This window comes from Algoriphagus halophilus (assembly GCF_041729275.1).
GTDB classification, from domain to species: Bacteria; Bacteroidota; Bacteroidia; order Cytophagales; family Cyclobacteriaceae; genus Algoriphagus; species Algoriphagus halophilus_A.
The window spans coordinates 731,099-744,681 of record NZ_CP146486.1; the positions used below are offsets into that span (position 1 = coordinate 731,099).

Here is a 13,583-nt window from a genome sequence, read left to right on the forward strand (position 1 = left end):
AATAAAAATCAAAAATCACCGAATTAAGGTGAAGGTTCCTGTTTCAGAATCGGATCCAACCCCGTTTTCCAAGGAAAATTCATAGGTGATTTTATAGGTAAATACTCCGGAATCCACAGAAGTGCCTTTCAATTCCCCATTCCAGCCCTCATTTCCGGAATAAATCAATTGGCCCCATCGGTCCCAAATCATCAACTGATAGGTAATAGGGCAATTGGAAATAGGCTCATATACCCCCTCAGATGGCAAAAATCCCGAGGGCATCCGAACCTGGGGTATGGAAGGCTGTATGACCCCGCTTCCGGTCACCACACAACCATTGGCATCGGTGACAGTGACAGAAAACTCCCCTGAGGACAGGCCGTCAATGATCGCCCCGCTCAAACCATTGTCCCAACCTATTTCATAGGGAGCTACGCCTCCAGCGGGAATCACTTCCAACACACCATCCCCTCCTCCTGGGCAACTTGGGCTGATTTCATTGAACGTAAGCGTCAATGGTTCCGACCCCTCAATGATCCCTTCCACTGGTATGCTGCAGGACCTCGAATCGAGGATGGTATGGGAGAATGGCCCTTTTGGCAAGCCTGTCACTGTCAAAAACGATCCATCCCATTCTGATTGCTGACCTTCCACCTCATAAGGGGGTGTCCCACCCGAAACCCTCAATTGATACGAACCATCTGCAGCATCATGGCAGCTTACTTCATTGGTAAGGGGTTCATCAAGAAGACTCAAAGGCTCCAAATCTTCCAGTTCAATCATCAATACCTCTTCCCCGCAGCCAGATAAATCGGTGATTTTTACCTCGTATGTTCCCTGGGATAGATTGAAAGCACTAAAGGATTCCAACAATGGATCATGACTCCACTCCACCTGGTAATTTCCAGAACCACCTTGAGGATCCAACACAATGGAGCCATTCGATTCTCCAGGGCAAGCAGGGGATAATTTTTCAGAGATACTTACTTCAAATTCCGGGTATATGAATACGTCCAACACTTGCGAAATCCCAGCACATAAGGAATTGACCAAACTGGTGGATTCATAATACAAACTTCTCACTGGTGCATTCTCCTCCCATTGCACCTCCACTTCGATGGTATCCTGCCCATCTATAATAGTTCCTCCTGTTACCTCCCATTGATAGGTATTTTGATCGGAGGGAAAGGGAATAGAATAAGTCACCACATCGGACAATACCCCACAAATTCCCTCGGGACCTAATGGCATATCAGGTTCAGCATTATTGGAAACCTGCACTTGGATTTCTTGGATCTCCCCTTGACAACCATTTTCTGAATAAGGAATGGCTTTTACGGATCCATTTTGGGTTTCCACATCCCACTTTACCGTGATGGTAGAATCAGTACTCAACAATTCAATTCCATCAACCACTTCCCAAACTACTCTTTCAAAATTATCCGTGTTTTCAAAGGTATAAGTCACTTCATCAGCATTGAGGCATATGGAACTGGGGCCTATCAGTTCCCCTTCGATTTTATTCACCTCTACTTCAAACTTAAATTCTTCCTCGCTGTCACAGTTCCCTTCGCCGGTAGATGCCAATACCACCACCTCAAACACTCCCTCTTCTTCAAAAGTGTGGGCCACTTCTTTTCCGGATTTCAATTCAGTTCCATCTCCAAAATCCCATAGAAATGATTGGAACATTGGATTATCCGGTATGATTTCCCAAATTCCTTCCTTCCCAAAACAAGCCACCTGATCCCCTTCTACCTCAAAATCGTAGGTGGATTCTGCTTCAAACTGAACATTTTCCAAGCTGGCTCCGGTTGCGTATCCATAGGAGGAAATAAAACCATCTCCATAAGCATAGGCTATCAGGCCTTCTGGATTGGACAGGGAATTCCCTCCTTCAATGATGACCAGTTGGGCATAGCTAAAATCGGTGTTTCCAGGTACGGGAAGAAATTCAGCTCCTACATTTTGCCCATTTAATAAAGTTTGGCCTGCTGCCTCTGTAGGGACCATCACATTGGCGTAGTGCTTTAAAATTTCATCTCCAACGGGAGTGGAGAATAGAATGGACTTGATCCTTTGGTTGTTATCACTATAGGTGATCAACGAGGGATCTCCCTGTGCTGAGAAGGTGTCATTAAAATCATTACAAGCTTGGCTTTTTGCCAAAACGGAAACAGCTGTTGGGTTGGAGGATTCAATAGACACCACTTCTTTGGGACCAAACTCCAGTTTCAAAAATTCACCGGCGTCCAGGTTGCCCACCGAACCACCATTGACAGTTACCTCGGTATTATCTTCTGAAGCCAGCACCTTCACAATTTCTCCGGAAGTCCTACCTGCCAAAGGAACATGGATATAGGATTTTCCCCAATTTTTTACTGGATATGCCTGTTGAAACAAATGATCACCAGTGGTTCCACAATCCCCGGCACTGGTCAATTTATTCCCCCCAAAAACAGCGATATTTTTACAATCCCCATCCGTGCTATTCATCACCCTGATCCGGGAACCTGTCAAATCCCCTTTGGCTTTGATTTGGTAACTCTCCCCTGCATTCAAGAATATGGTTAAGGGAGCATTGGCAGGAATGGTATTGACGGTATTCGTGGAAGTCACAATTTCAATCTCTGTATTGTTTTCCACCGCCAAAATCAACAGCGTACTCTCATAATTCAAGTTTGCCCCGGGATCTTGGCCTGCTCCAAAAACATCGGCATGTGCGGTCACATAATATTCCTTCCCCAACGCCGTGATGGGTAACACCACCGTTCCATCCAGACTGCGTTGCCTTTGGTTAACAGCATGTACTGCAATCTCTCCTGAGGAGGAAATAAATGCGGCTTTGGTTTCAACTGTGCCGGAACTCCTATGAATCAAGTCCTCCCCATTGTTGAACTCATAATAAAATTGCTCTCCTTTTTGGATTGAAAACGGAATATCCTTACCTCCCGCTTGAATCATTCCTTCACTGTCTTCATTGGCTGTGATGATCACGGAGGCTAAATCCGGTTGATTGGGACGGTTATTGTTTTCCATAAATCCCAAAACAAACTTCTTCCCTAGTGTACTCAGTTGGGCGTACCCATTCAAGCTTACTAAAAAGTAAATACGCAAAACAGAAATAAGCGTCCTAATTTGGGCATCGTGTAAATTTCACCTGATTAAAGTAAACCCTCCTCGCTTCTCAATGGTTTGAACTTCTCCTTCCATTGGAAAAGAATAGTGGTATAAATAGGTATAGGTCCCGGACGGGGCCTCTTCATTTGACACCATTCCGTCCCAACCAGTGGTACCTGTATAAATCAATTGCCCCCATCTGTTATAGACCCAGAGCTCAAATTCAATTTCACAATTGGAAACACCTTGAAAGAGGTCTCCCGAAGCATCCGGCTTAAACCCAGTAGGCATTCGAACCTCCGGAGCTGCTTCCAACACTTCTCCTGTTCCTAAACTAATACAACCTGAATTATCCAGAACAGAAATCTGATAGGTACCTCGTGGAACTCCAATTAATTGATTCCCTTGCCCCTCTGGCACTTCCCATGTGTAAATGTATGGGGCATCTCCCCTCCTGGAATTGCCAATAACTCTCCGTTACTTCCTCCTGGACATGCAGGTTTTTCCAATCTCACCGATACTTCAAGTGCAGGCGGTGAAGTAATCTCGAAAGCCAGAGGAATTACACAGCCATTGGCATCGCTAAACTCCCATTCATAGATCCCTTGCGGTAAATCAATCAAATTTATTACTCCTGTAGTAGTCTGACTTCCTTGATATTCATAGGTATAGGGAGCCACTCCGCCAATCAGTGATACCGCTAATTTACCATCGGATTTCCCGTAACAGGAAGTTCCTTCTACTTGGACGGATAACACCTCCAGTTGATTTGGTTCTTTGACCTCCAGCGCTTCCAGGGAGAATTCACAACCATTGGCATCCACTACTTTTACCTCATAAGTGCCCGCCGACAATCCTGTTGCCTTCAACTGTTTCAACCCCGCATCATGAGACCAATTCACCTCGAAAGGTGCCACTCCTCCAATTACTTCCAACTCAATTTCTCCATTACTCTCCCCAGAACAAAGAATCGTGCTTTCTTGCACTGACCTTAATTCCAAGCGATCTGCCACCTCAATTTCCAACGTTGGTGAAACGCCTCCACAGGAATTATCCACCAAACTGGTCACCGTATAATTTACTGATCCCTGGATGCCGGGCTGATCCCAGATTACCTCAATGCTTCCATCATCTGAAGTCGAACGAATGGTACCCCCAAGGACATTCCACTCATAGGCTCTTCCCGGACTCGAGTCAGGCACTTCATAAACAAATGGAGTCGTTGGATCGAAACATACCTGGGTTGGCCCTTCTGGCATGACTGCTTCCAGCTGTTTATTGATGGTTACCTCCAACCGGATGGTGTCACCTGGGCAACCATTTTCAGAATAGGGAATTGCAATAATACTGGCCAGATCATTGGCGGGACCCCAGTTTACCAAAATGGAATCTCCATAATTTTCTACGATATCACCACCCTCTACTTCGAATTCAAGCGTTGAAACCTGATTGGAAATAGCATCTGAAAGCTTATAGATCATTGCTTCTTCCTCAGGACATACGCTGGATATTCCTTCTATTTCCAACTCAGAAGAGAGGTCTATCACTTCTACTTCAAAAACCACTTCCTCTTGTTCCTCACAGGTAGTTGGACTAATCGAAGCCTTGACCAAAATTTCATAATCTCCAGGTTCGGTGTAGGTATGGGTTACTTCCTTGCCTATTTTCACCTCGGAACCATCGCCAAAATTCCATTCAAAATAACTGAAGTTCGGGTTTTCAGACTCAATCACCCAGGTGCCTTCGTGGTTCAAACAGGCTACTTGTTCCCCATTTACCTCAAATTCATAAGAAGATTCTGTTTCAAAATTCAAATTATCCAATGCCGCACCTACAGCAAATCCATACGATTCAATAAACCCAAAACCATACACATAGCCATTGAACCCTTCGGAGTTCACCAATCGGTGCACCCCTTGGGAAATATTGATCCTGGCATAGGAATAAGAGGGATCTCCCGAACCGGGGAAAACCTGGTCCCTAGATTTTGTCCGTCCAAAAAGGTAAGACTCTCAGTCCCTGCTTTCACTACCAGATTTAAATAATGTGATACAATCGAGGGTAAATTCAAGGCATTGAACTGAATTTCCTTGAGCAACTGTTCACTAGGGCTATAGGTCATCATAAAGGGATCTCCATTGGAATAATTGGGATCGTTGGGCTCGTTGCATTCCTGGCTTTTTGAAAAGACGGTAACACTTGCCGGTTTGGAAGTCTCGATTTTTGCAGATTCATGGATTCCAAAGTCCACACTTAAAAACTCACCGGCATCGATGGTGCCTCTGTTTTGGCCACCAATTGTAACTTGGGTGCCATCTTCTGAAGCAAGTATTTTCACTAACTCCCGGAAGTCCTTCCCGAAAGTGCCACATGTACAAACGAGGTTCCCCAGCTGGAAGTGGGATAGGTTTGTTGAAATAAATTATCCGGTGCGCCTCCACAATTCCCTACGGTAGTCCATTTATTGCCTCCAAAAACAGCAATCTTTTTACAACTATCCGCATTTTCCCCGATCACCCGAACCCTGGAGCCCGTTAGATCCGCCTTGGCTTTCAACTGATAACTTTGTCCTCGATTTAAAGTAATGGTAAAAGGTACTCCAGGGACATTCCCACCATAAGCCTGCACAGAAGAAGTGATTTCAATTTCTGTATTGTCCTCCGTAGCCACCACCAATAATTCACTTTCATCATTGACATTGGCGACAAAGGGTACTGGAACTGTCAAAAGCTCATAATGGGAGGTGACTAGGTAATCCATGCCCAAGGCACTGACAGGCAACACCACTGTTCCGTCAGCAGAACGGAAACGCTCATTAAACGCATAAACCGCTATCTTTCCATTGGAGCTGATGTAAACTCCTTTGTTCTCAATAACTCCGGTATTCCGATGTAGTAAATCAATTTCTTCCGAAGGTACCATATGGGCAAATTGCTGTCCCTTGGAAAGATTAAAGGGAACGTCCCTCCCGTTATACTCGATGTAGCCCACCGCGTCTTCATTCGCAGAAATAACAATTACGGCTTGATCGGGCGCATCTGGCAAAACTCGATTATTGTCCATGAAACCCACCCAGAATTCCTTTCCTACTGTGGAGAGTTGGGCAACTGATTTTTGGCAATAAAAAAAGCAGCAAAAAAGAAATAAAAATCCAAGTAAAATTCTCTTCATAGAAACCCAACTAGTGGAAATTGCTTCAATATAAACAACCTGCGAAACAATAGTTTAAATATTCAGACTATAGACAGGATTTTAACTTAGAAAAGCGCTTTCCCAACCTGCTCAACAAAATTTTATTCCTATCTTTGCGGCTCAAAAAAGAAGCAAAACCGAATGATTTCAGTAGATAACCTTTCTCTTAAATTTGGAAAAAGAACACTTTTTGATGAAGTAAGTGTCAAGTTTACCCCAGGTAATTGTTACGGGGTAATCGGTGCCAATGGTGCCGGAAAATCTACTTTTTGAAAATTCTTTCCGGAGATATAGAAAGTACCAGTGGTTCCGTAAATATTACTCCTGGCCAACGAATGGCCGTATTAAGTCAGGATCACTTTAAATTCGATGAGGTAGAAGTCCTGAAGACCGTATTGATGGGCCATAAAAAGCTCTTTTCAATCATGGAAGAAAAGGATGCCATCTACCTGAAGGAAGACTTTTCTGAAGAAGATGGGATCAGAGCTTCTGAATTGGAAGCGGAATTTGCTGAAATGGATGGCTGGAATGCTGAATCCGATGCGGCTTCCCTACTTTCTGGCCTTGGCATCACGGAAGACCTTCATTACCTTCCTATGAACCAACTGGCAGGGAATCAAAAAGTACGGGTGTTATTGGCCCAGGCACTTTTTGGTAATCCGGATATTCTGATTCTGGATGAACCTACCAACGACTTGGATTCAGATACCATCGAGTGGTTGGAGAACTTCCTGATTGATTTCAAAAACCTGGTCATTGTCGTTTCTCACGATAGACACTTCTTGGATACCGTTTCTACCCACATCGTAGATATTGATTTCTCCAAAATCAAGATTTATTCAGGTAACTATACCTTCTGGTATGAGTCTTCCCAGCTTGCATTGAAGCAACGATCTGAGCAAAACAAGAAGGCGGAAGAAAAGCGTAAAGAACTTCAGTCATTCATTGAACGATTCTCTGCCAACGTGGCAAAGTCCAAGCAAGCCACCTCCAGGAAGAAAATGCTTGAAAAACTGAATGTGGATGAGATCCAACCTTCTTCCAGAAAATACCCTGGCATCATCTTCAAACCTGAAAGAGAAGCGGGAGACCAGATATTTATGACCGAAAACCTGGAATTGAAATCAGATGGGGTCACTTATTTCACGGATGTTAATCTAATGGTGGATAAAGGAGATAAAATCGCGTTCATCTCCAAAACCAAGCAGGCAGTCAATAAGTTTTTCCAGACAATCATGGAGGAAATCCCCGTGCAGACAGGGAGTTTCAAATGGGGGGTAACCATCAACAAAGCCTACTTACCGAATGACAACTCTGAGTATTTCAATTCTGACCTCAATCTGATCGATTGGTTAAGACAATATTCCTCTAATCAGGAGGAAGCGTATGTAAGAACTTTCTTGGGGAGAATGCTTTTCACAGGTGAGGAAACACTTAAAAAATCTTCTGTTCTCTCTGGTGGAGAAAAGGTACGCTGCATGATTTCCAAAATGATGCTTCAAAATCCAAACCTATTGGTCATGGATGAACCTACCAACCACTTGGATCTGGAGTCGATTACTGCTTTCAACAATGCCGTAGTGGAGTTTACGGGAACTGTTCTGATGTCCTCTTATGACCACGCATTTGTTCAATCTTCTGCCAACAGAATCGTGGAATTTACCCCAAATGGGACGATTGATAGAAGAATGCCTTATGATGACTATTTAAACTCTGAGGAAATTAAAGCGATCAGAGAAAAAATGTACGGAACTAGTTAAGCTTAACTCTTGCTGCTGACTTCGATCATTATTTATCTGGCAATTACGGTTGCCATCGGAGCCTGGTCCACCCGACTGGTGAAAAGCTCCAATGATTTCGTGTTAGCGGGAAGGTCTTTACCTCTTTTCCTATCAGCATCTGCATTATTTGCAACATGGTTTGGCTCCGAAACGATTTTCGGAGCCTCTTCTGTTTATTTGGAGGAAGGGTTGATAGGCGTAATCGAAGACCCCTTTGGAGGCGCACTTTGTTTAGTATTGTTTGGTCTGTTTTTTCTCCGTCCCATGTATAGAATGGGTGTATTGACCATTGGGGATGTATTCAGAAGGATTTTTGGGAAACGTGTGGAGTTTTTTGCCTCCGTCTTTATGATCCCTGCCTATTTCGGATATGTGGCAGCTCAATTGGTGGCCTTGAGCTTAATATTAGGATCCATTACGGATTTAACGCTGGTGGAAGGGATTTTAATCTCCTCAGGCATAGTGGTCTTTTACACCTTCCTGGGTGGAATGTGGGCCATTTCAATCACCGATTTTATTCAAACTACCATGATTGTGGTAGGATTACTATGGGTATCCATCATGGTTGCCTCAGAAGCAGGCGGAGTTCAGCATATTTTATCCCAAGCCCCGGAAGAAAGCTTCCAGTTTTTCCCTACAGGGGGTGCCATTTCCTGGATCAACTATTTTGGAGCCTGGATCATATTGGGTCTGGGCAGCATTCCAAGTCAGGATATTTACCAGCGAGTCATGTCCTCCAAGTCTGAAAAAGTAGCCGTAAGATCCACGTATCTGGCAGGGGGTTTTTATTTGACTTTTGGGTTATTGCCCTTATTCATAGCCCTGGGAGCAAAAGTGCTTTACCCGAACTTTATCTGGAAAACAAGCAAATGCTCCTGCCCACCATGATTCTTGCCCATGGGGGTCTTCCCATTCAGATTGTTTTCTTTGGGGCCCTGATCTCCGCCATCATGAGTACTACCAGCTCAGGCTTATTGGCACCGGCAGCCATTCTTTCTGAAAACCTGATCAAACCTTTTTCGGAGAAAAACTGAAAGACCAATCGCTGTTATGGATTCTGAGAGGCAATATAGTTTTGGTAGCCCTGGTCGCCACGTTCATTGCCACCATGGAATCGAATATTTATGACCTGGTCGCGGGAGCTTCCATTTTGATGCTGGTTTCCCTGTTTGTCCCTTTGACAGCAGGTCTGTACTGGAAAAGATCGCCTGCAGGCTGTCTGCTTTCCATGATGGTAGGAATGCTTTCCTACCTGATCTCCGATCAATTGAACCCGGTAATATATTCACATCTTATTGGATTGATATTTAGTATTTTAGCAATGATAATCGGAAGCATTAGTTTCCCAACACGAACCCCACAACTCGATGAATTATCCTAAGATCATATTAAAAAAGGAAAGGAAATCTCCTTAAAAAGGAAGCACCATTGGGTGTTTTCCGGAGCAATATTTCAAAAGCCGGATCACCTGGAAAACGGTGAATTGGTTGCTGTCTATTCCTCCAGAGAGGAGTTTCTAGGAATAGGGCATTTCTCTCATGGCTCTATCATGGTCAGGATCATATCCTTCGAAAACAGGGAAATTGACCAGGAGTTCTGGAATGTCAAGATCCAGTCAGCCTATGCCTTGCGGCAAAGTTTAGGCTTGACAGCCAATCAGGAAACCAATGTCTATAGGCTTGTTCACGGAGAGGGGTTTAGTGCCCGGTCTGATTGTGGATTTTTACAATGGCACTGCCGTCATTCAAGCCCATCACGTGGGGATGCATGCCCATATCCAAGAAATAGCCCAGGCGATACACCATACCTATGGGGAAAAGTTGGCCGGGGTCTTTGATAAAAGTGCAGAGACCCTTCCCAAGAATCTGGGGATCTCCTCCAATGAATGGATCATAGGGAAGCCTAACACTGATTTGGTAAAAGAATACGGAGCCACGTACAAAATTGATTGGGAGAAAGGGCAGAAAACCGGGTTTTTCATCGATCAACGAGAGAACAGGAAATTGCTTGCCTCCTATTCTTCAGGGAAAAAGGTCTTAAACACATTTTGCTATTCGGGAGGGTTTTCGGTGTTGGCGCTCAAAGAGGGAGCTAAGGAAGTACACTCCGTAGACATCTCTCCCAAAGCAATCGAACTCACGGAAGAGAACGTAGCCTTGAATCCTGAGATCAAAGGCAAACACAAATCCAAAGTAGCTGATGTGGTCAAATACATTCGGGAGATAGGTGATGATTATGATATCATTGTGCTTGACCCTCCTGCTTTTGCCAAGAACATGAAAGCCAGGCACAATGCCGTCCAGGCCTACAAACGATTAAATGCTGAGGCTTTGAAAAAATCAAACCAGGAGGAATCTTATTTACCTTTTCCTGTAGCCAAGTAGTGGATAAAGCGTTGTTTGCCCATACGATTACGGCTGTCGCTCTGGAATCGGGCAGAAACATAAAAATCCTTCATCAAGTTACCCAACCAGCGGATCACCCAGTGAATATTTATCATACAGAAACTGAATATTTGAAAGGACTCGTATTATTTGTGGAGTAATGCCTGATAATTCGAAGCCATTCAACTATTTTCACCTATCAAAATAAAAGATCATGTATACAGGATTACAACATTTACATTCAGGCCTTGCTTACTTAGTGCTATTGGCCCTCATTATTATAGTGATTTATGCCCTACTAGGCAGTTTATCCAATAGACAGTTTACGGATAAGGATAGAAAAATTGCATTGATCGGTTTTATCCTTTCTCACCTTCAATTGACAGTAGGACTCATCCTCTATTTTGTAAGCCCTCTCGGATTTGAAATGTTGAAATCAGGTTCGGCCATGTCGGATGCTGCAGTTCGATTGACGGCGGTAGAACATCCATTGGTCAATATCATTGCGATTGTACTCATTACCATTGGATATAGCAAGGCCAAAAAAGGAAGCATTCCCAGAGCTCGTTTCCGTAGCATTTACATGATGTATGCGATTGGATTGGTATTGTTACTTTCAAGAATCCCTTGGGCAGCTTGGTTAGGGTATCTTCCAAAAACTTCCATATAAGTCCGGCAAGTCATTGTCGGACTTTTTTGTTCCCGATTGCTCCAATTAAACAATCTGTCCTTTGAATTTGCCTTTTGAATAGTCAAATAAAGCCTATTTCACATTTTTGCAACTTTGTTTCATTTACGCTAGTTTAATCTAGAAATGGATTCTATTTTTGTTTCGTGAAACTTATACAATACGCCATTTTCTTTTCATTGGTCCTCCTTTTTGGTTCAAAAAATACCTATGCCCAAAAATGTGATTTATCCATAAGGGGCAGGATTTTGCACCAAGAAAACAATGATCCTATTGTAGGAGCCTATATCTGGGTAATTGAAAGTGCCACCGGGGCAGTTTCTGATGAAAATGGAAACTTTATAGTCAAGAATCTTTGTCAGGGGATTATCACCTCACCATTCAATACCTGGGACATAAGGAGATCCAAGACAGTATTTCATTATCCTCCAACAACTTCAACAAAACCTATAGACTGGAAGAAGAATCCCTTGATTTGGGAGGTGTGGAAATTCACGGTCATCGGTTTGCCGTGCAAACCACGACAGCGGTTACAGCCCTATATGGGGAAGCATTGCTGGAAGCGAGAGGTGAAAATTTGGGGAAAGTCTCAAGCGGATCTCTGGGGTAACCACCTTTTCCACAGGAAACAGCATCGCAAAACCCGTGATCCATGGGATGCATAGTAATAGAATCATGATTCTCAACAATGGAATCAGATTAGAGGGTCAGCAATGGGGAGCAGAACATGCACCGGAAATCGATCCTTTTGTAGCAGATGAGATTACGGTCATCAAAGGGGCTGAAACGGTAAGGTATGGACCTGAGGCAATGGGTGGGGTTATTTTGGTAAACCCTGCTCCTATTCCTACCAAGAAAGATCCCAAGACCAATATTTACCTCAATGGTGGAACCAATGGAAGAATGGGCAACATTTCCATTTCCCATGCGGATGGATCCAATAAAATCAAAGGATTGGGTTACCAGGTCCAAGCCTCTGCCAAGAGGGCTGGAAACATTAAATCACCGGATTACTTTCAGGGAAATACCGGATTGAGCGAGCTGAACTTCTCTGGTTCTGTGGGATATAGCAGCTCCAAATTAGGGGTAGAAGGGTACTATAGCTACTTCAATACCACCTTAGGGATTTTAAGGGATTCCCATACGGGTAATTTGGATGATCTACTTGCCATTATTGAAAATGGAAGACCCTTTTCAGATCCAGGCTTCACCTATGAAATCATCAATCCCAAGCAGGTGGTTTCCCATCATTTGGCGAAAGTCAAATCTCATTACCATCTTTCCGATACCTGGAAATTGAATTTTCAATATGGTTTCCAAACCAATAACAGACAGGAATTTGATAAAAGAAGGGGGATTTAAATGAAAGGCCCAGTTTAGACCTCCAGCTTTTCACGAATACGCTTGACTTATTTATTGATCATAATCTGAAAAATGAGTGGAGTGGAAGTTTTGGTCTAAATGCGATCCAACAGGCCAATAACAATGTTCCTGGAACAGGTGTCACTCCTTTGATCCCGAATTATGACATGATCAATTTGGGGATTTATGCCATTGAGAAATACAGTAAAGGGCCTTTGGAGTTGGAGGGCGGATTACGCTTTGACACACGATCCGTAAATACGGCCAGGTATGTGGATTCAGAACTACAGGAAGCGGACTTAAGCTATACCAATTTCTCGGCATTCATTGGAGGACTGTATCAGATCAGCCCAAAAGTCACTTTCAATTCCAACTTAGGAACAGCATGGAGACCTCCCAATGTCAATGAGTTGTTCAGTGAAGGGTTGCACCATGGAGCAGCTGCAGTAGAAATCGGAGATCCGGACTTGAATTCTGAAAAATCTCTGAAATGGGTAAATGCCTTTGAATACGATGGAGGAAGAACCCATCTGGAACTTACTGCCTACGCAAACCATATTTCAGATTACATCTATTTAAATCCGACGGGTGAAACCTATGTTTCCTTACGAGGTACGTTCAATGTCTATGAATATTTACAGGCCAATGCCTTCTTTTATGGATTTGATTTCTCGGGAAGCTATGTGTTTACTGAACGATTAAGTGCCTATGCGAAGGGTTCAATCATCCGGGCAAAAAACACCGATGAGAACAACTATTTCCCATTTATTCCTTCCGATAGAATGGACTGGGGGCTGGCTTACCAATTTGGATCCCTGAAAAATTCTCAGACCAATAAATTGACGTTGAGCAATATGCTGGTGGCCAAGCAACATAGGGAACCTGATTTTGATCTTGCTCCTGCCCCTTCTGCATATGCCTTGTTCAACCTGGCCTATCAAAAGAAATTTATCCTGGGTGAAAACCAATTGAATGTAGGGGTACAAATTCAAAACCTGTTCAATACCTCCTATAAGGAGTACATGAATCGATTCCGTATTTCACGGATGATATGGGTAGAAATATTCTCTTAAA

General features: G+C 43.5%; 13 protein-coding genes and 3 pseudogenes. 12 read left to right on the top strand and 4 right to left on the bottom strand.

The window, feature by feature from the left end; all coding sequences use genetic code 11:
* Window positions 1–15: 15 nt before the first annotated feature.
* From V8V91_RS03900 to V8V91_RS03915, 4 genes and pseudogenes are all read right to left on the bottom strand, one after another.
* Window positions 16–3,075, bottom strand: coding sequence for a PKD domain-containing protein (locus V8V91_RS03900; RefSeq protein WP_373398851.1), 3,060 nt, complete (start codon window positions 3,073–3,075; stop codon window positions 16–18).
* A 63-nt stretch (window positions 3,076–3,138) separates the two neighbouring features.
* Window positions 3,139–3,522 (bottom strand): gliding motility-associated C-terminal domain-containing protein, encoded by a 384-nt coding sequence (locus tag V8V91_RS03905; RefSeq protein ID WP_373398852.1) that lies wholly within the window; start codon window positions 3,520–3,522, stop codon window positions 3,139–3,141.
* On the bottom strand, window positions 3,495–5,015 hold the full coding sequence (locus V8V91_RS03910) for a PKD domain-containing protein (protein ID WP_373398854.1): 1,521 nt from the start codon (window positions 5,013–5,015) through the stop codon (window positions 3,495–3,497). Before V8V91_RS03910 ends, V8V91_RS03905 begins: the two co-directional genes overlap by 28 nt.
* Window positions 5,000–6,273 (bottom strand): annotated as a pseudogene (locus V8V91_RS03915) (IgGFc-binding protein). Before V8V91_RS03915 ends, V8V91_RS03910 begins: the two are co-directional and overlap by 16 nt.
* Window positions 6,274–6,435: 162 nt before the next feature.
* Between V8V91_RS03915 and V8V91_RS03920 the strand changes: the two are divergent.
* The 12 genes and pseudogenes from V8V91_RS03920 to V8V91_RS03975 all read left to right on the top strand — a co-directional run bounded on the left by V8V91_RS03920 (window position 6,436) and on the right by V8V91_RS03975 (window position 13,582).
* Window positions 6,436–8,054: pseudogene (locus tag V8V91_RS03920) on the top strand (ABC-F family ATP-binding cassette domain-containing protein).
* 9 nt (window positions 8,055–8,063) lie between these two features.
* A complete protein-coding gene (locus tag V8V91_RS03925) occupies window positions 8,064–8,963 on the top strand; it encodes a sodium:solute symporter family protein (RefSeq protein ID WP_373398855.1) in 900 nt (299 codons plus the stop codon).
* Complete coding sequence (locus tag V8V91_RS03930; RefSeq protein WP_373398856.1) at window positions 8,945–9,109, top strand: hypothetical protein; 165 nt, start codon at window positions 8,945–8,947, stop codon at window positions 9,107–9,109. The genes V8V91_RS03925 and V8V91_RS03930 overlap by 19 nt, the downstream gene beginning before the upstream one ends.
* Window positions 9,110–9,150: 41 nt before the next feature.
* Window positions 9,151–9,456 (top strand): hypothetical protein, encoded by a 306-nt coding sequence (locus tag V8V91_RS03935; RefSeq protein ID WP_373398857.1) that lies wholly within the window; start codon window positions 9,151–9,153, stop codon window positions 9,454–9,456.
* Window positions 9,457–9,507: 51 nt separating this feature from the next.
* The gene (locus tag V8V91_RS03940) at window positions 9,508–9,912 is read left to right on the top strand and encodes a hypothetical protein (RefSeq protein ID WP_373398858.1); all 405 of its coding nucleotides are present in this window, start codon (window positions 9,508–9,510) and stop codon (window positions 9,910–9,912) included.
* A complete protein-coding gene (locus V8V91_RS03945; protein WP_373398859.1) occupies window positions 9,839–10,459 on the top strand; it encodes a class I SAM-dependent rRNA methyltransferase in 621 nt (206 codons plus the stop codon). The genes V8V91_RS03940 and V8V91_RS03945 overlap by 74 nt, the downstream gene beginning before the upstream one ends.
* Window positions 10,459–10,620, top strand: a complete 162-nt coding sequence (locus V8V91_RS03950) for a hypothetical protein (protein ID WP_373398861.1) — start codon at window positions 10,459–10,461, stop codon at window positions 10,618–10,620. Before V8V91_RS03945 ends, V8V91_RS03950 begins: the two co-directional genes overlap by 1 nt.
* A 53-nt stretch (window positions 10,621–10,673) precedes the next feature.
* Window positions 10,674–11,129: a hypothetical protein gene (locus tag V8V91_RS03955; RefSeq protein ID WP_373398862.1), complete on the top strand. Its 456-nt coding sequence runs from the start codon at window positions 10,674–10,676 to the stop codon at window positions 11,127–11,129.
* 164 nt (window positions 11,130–11,293) lie between these two features.
* Window positions 11,294–11,455: pseudogene (locus tag V8V91_RS03960) on the top strand (hypothetical protein); the annotation flags it as partial.
* 47 nt (window positions 11,456–11,502) lie between these two features.
* Window positions 11,503–11,757 (top strand): hypothetical protein, encoded by a 255-nt coding sequence (locus V8V91_RS03965; RefSeq protein ID WP_373400870.1) that lies wholly within the window; start codon window positions 11,503–11,505, stop codon window positions 11,755–11,757.
* A 23-nt stretch (window positions 11,758–11,780) separates the two neighbouring features.
* The gene (locus tag V8V91_RS03970) at window positions 11,781–12,509 is read left to right on the top strand and encodes a TonB-dependent receptor (protein WP_373400610.1); all 729 of its coding nucleotides are present in this window, start codon (window positions 11,781–11,783) and stop codon (window positions 12,507–12,509) included.
* A 65-nt stretch (window positions 12,510–12,574) separates the two neighbouring features.
* Window positions 12,575–13,582, top strand: a complete 1,008-nt coding sequence (locus V8V91_RS03975; protein WP_373400612.1) for a TonB-dependent receptor domain-containing protein — start codon at window positions 12,575–12,577, stop codon at window positions 13,580–13,582.
* Window position 13,583: the final 1 nt, after the last annotated feature.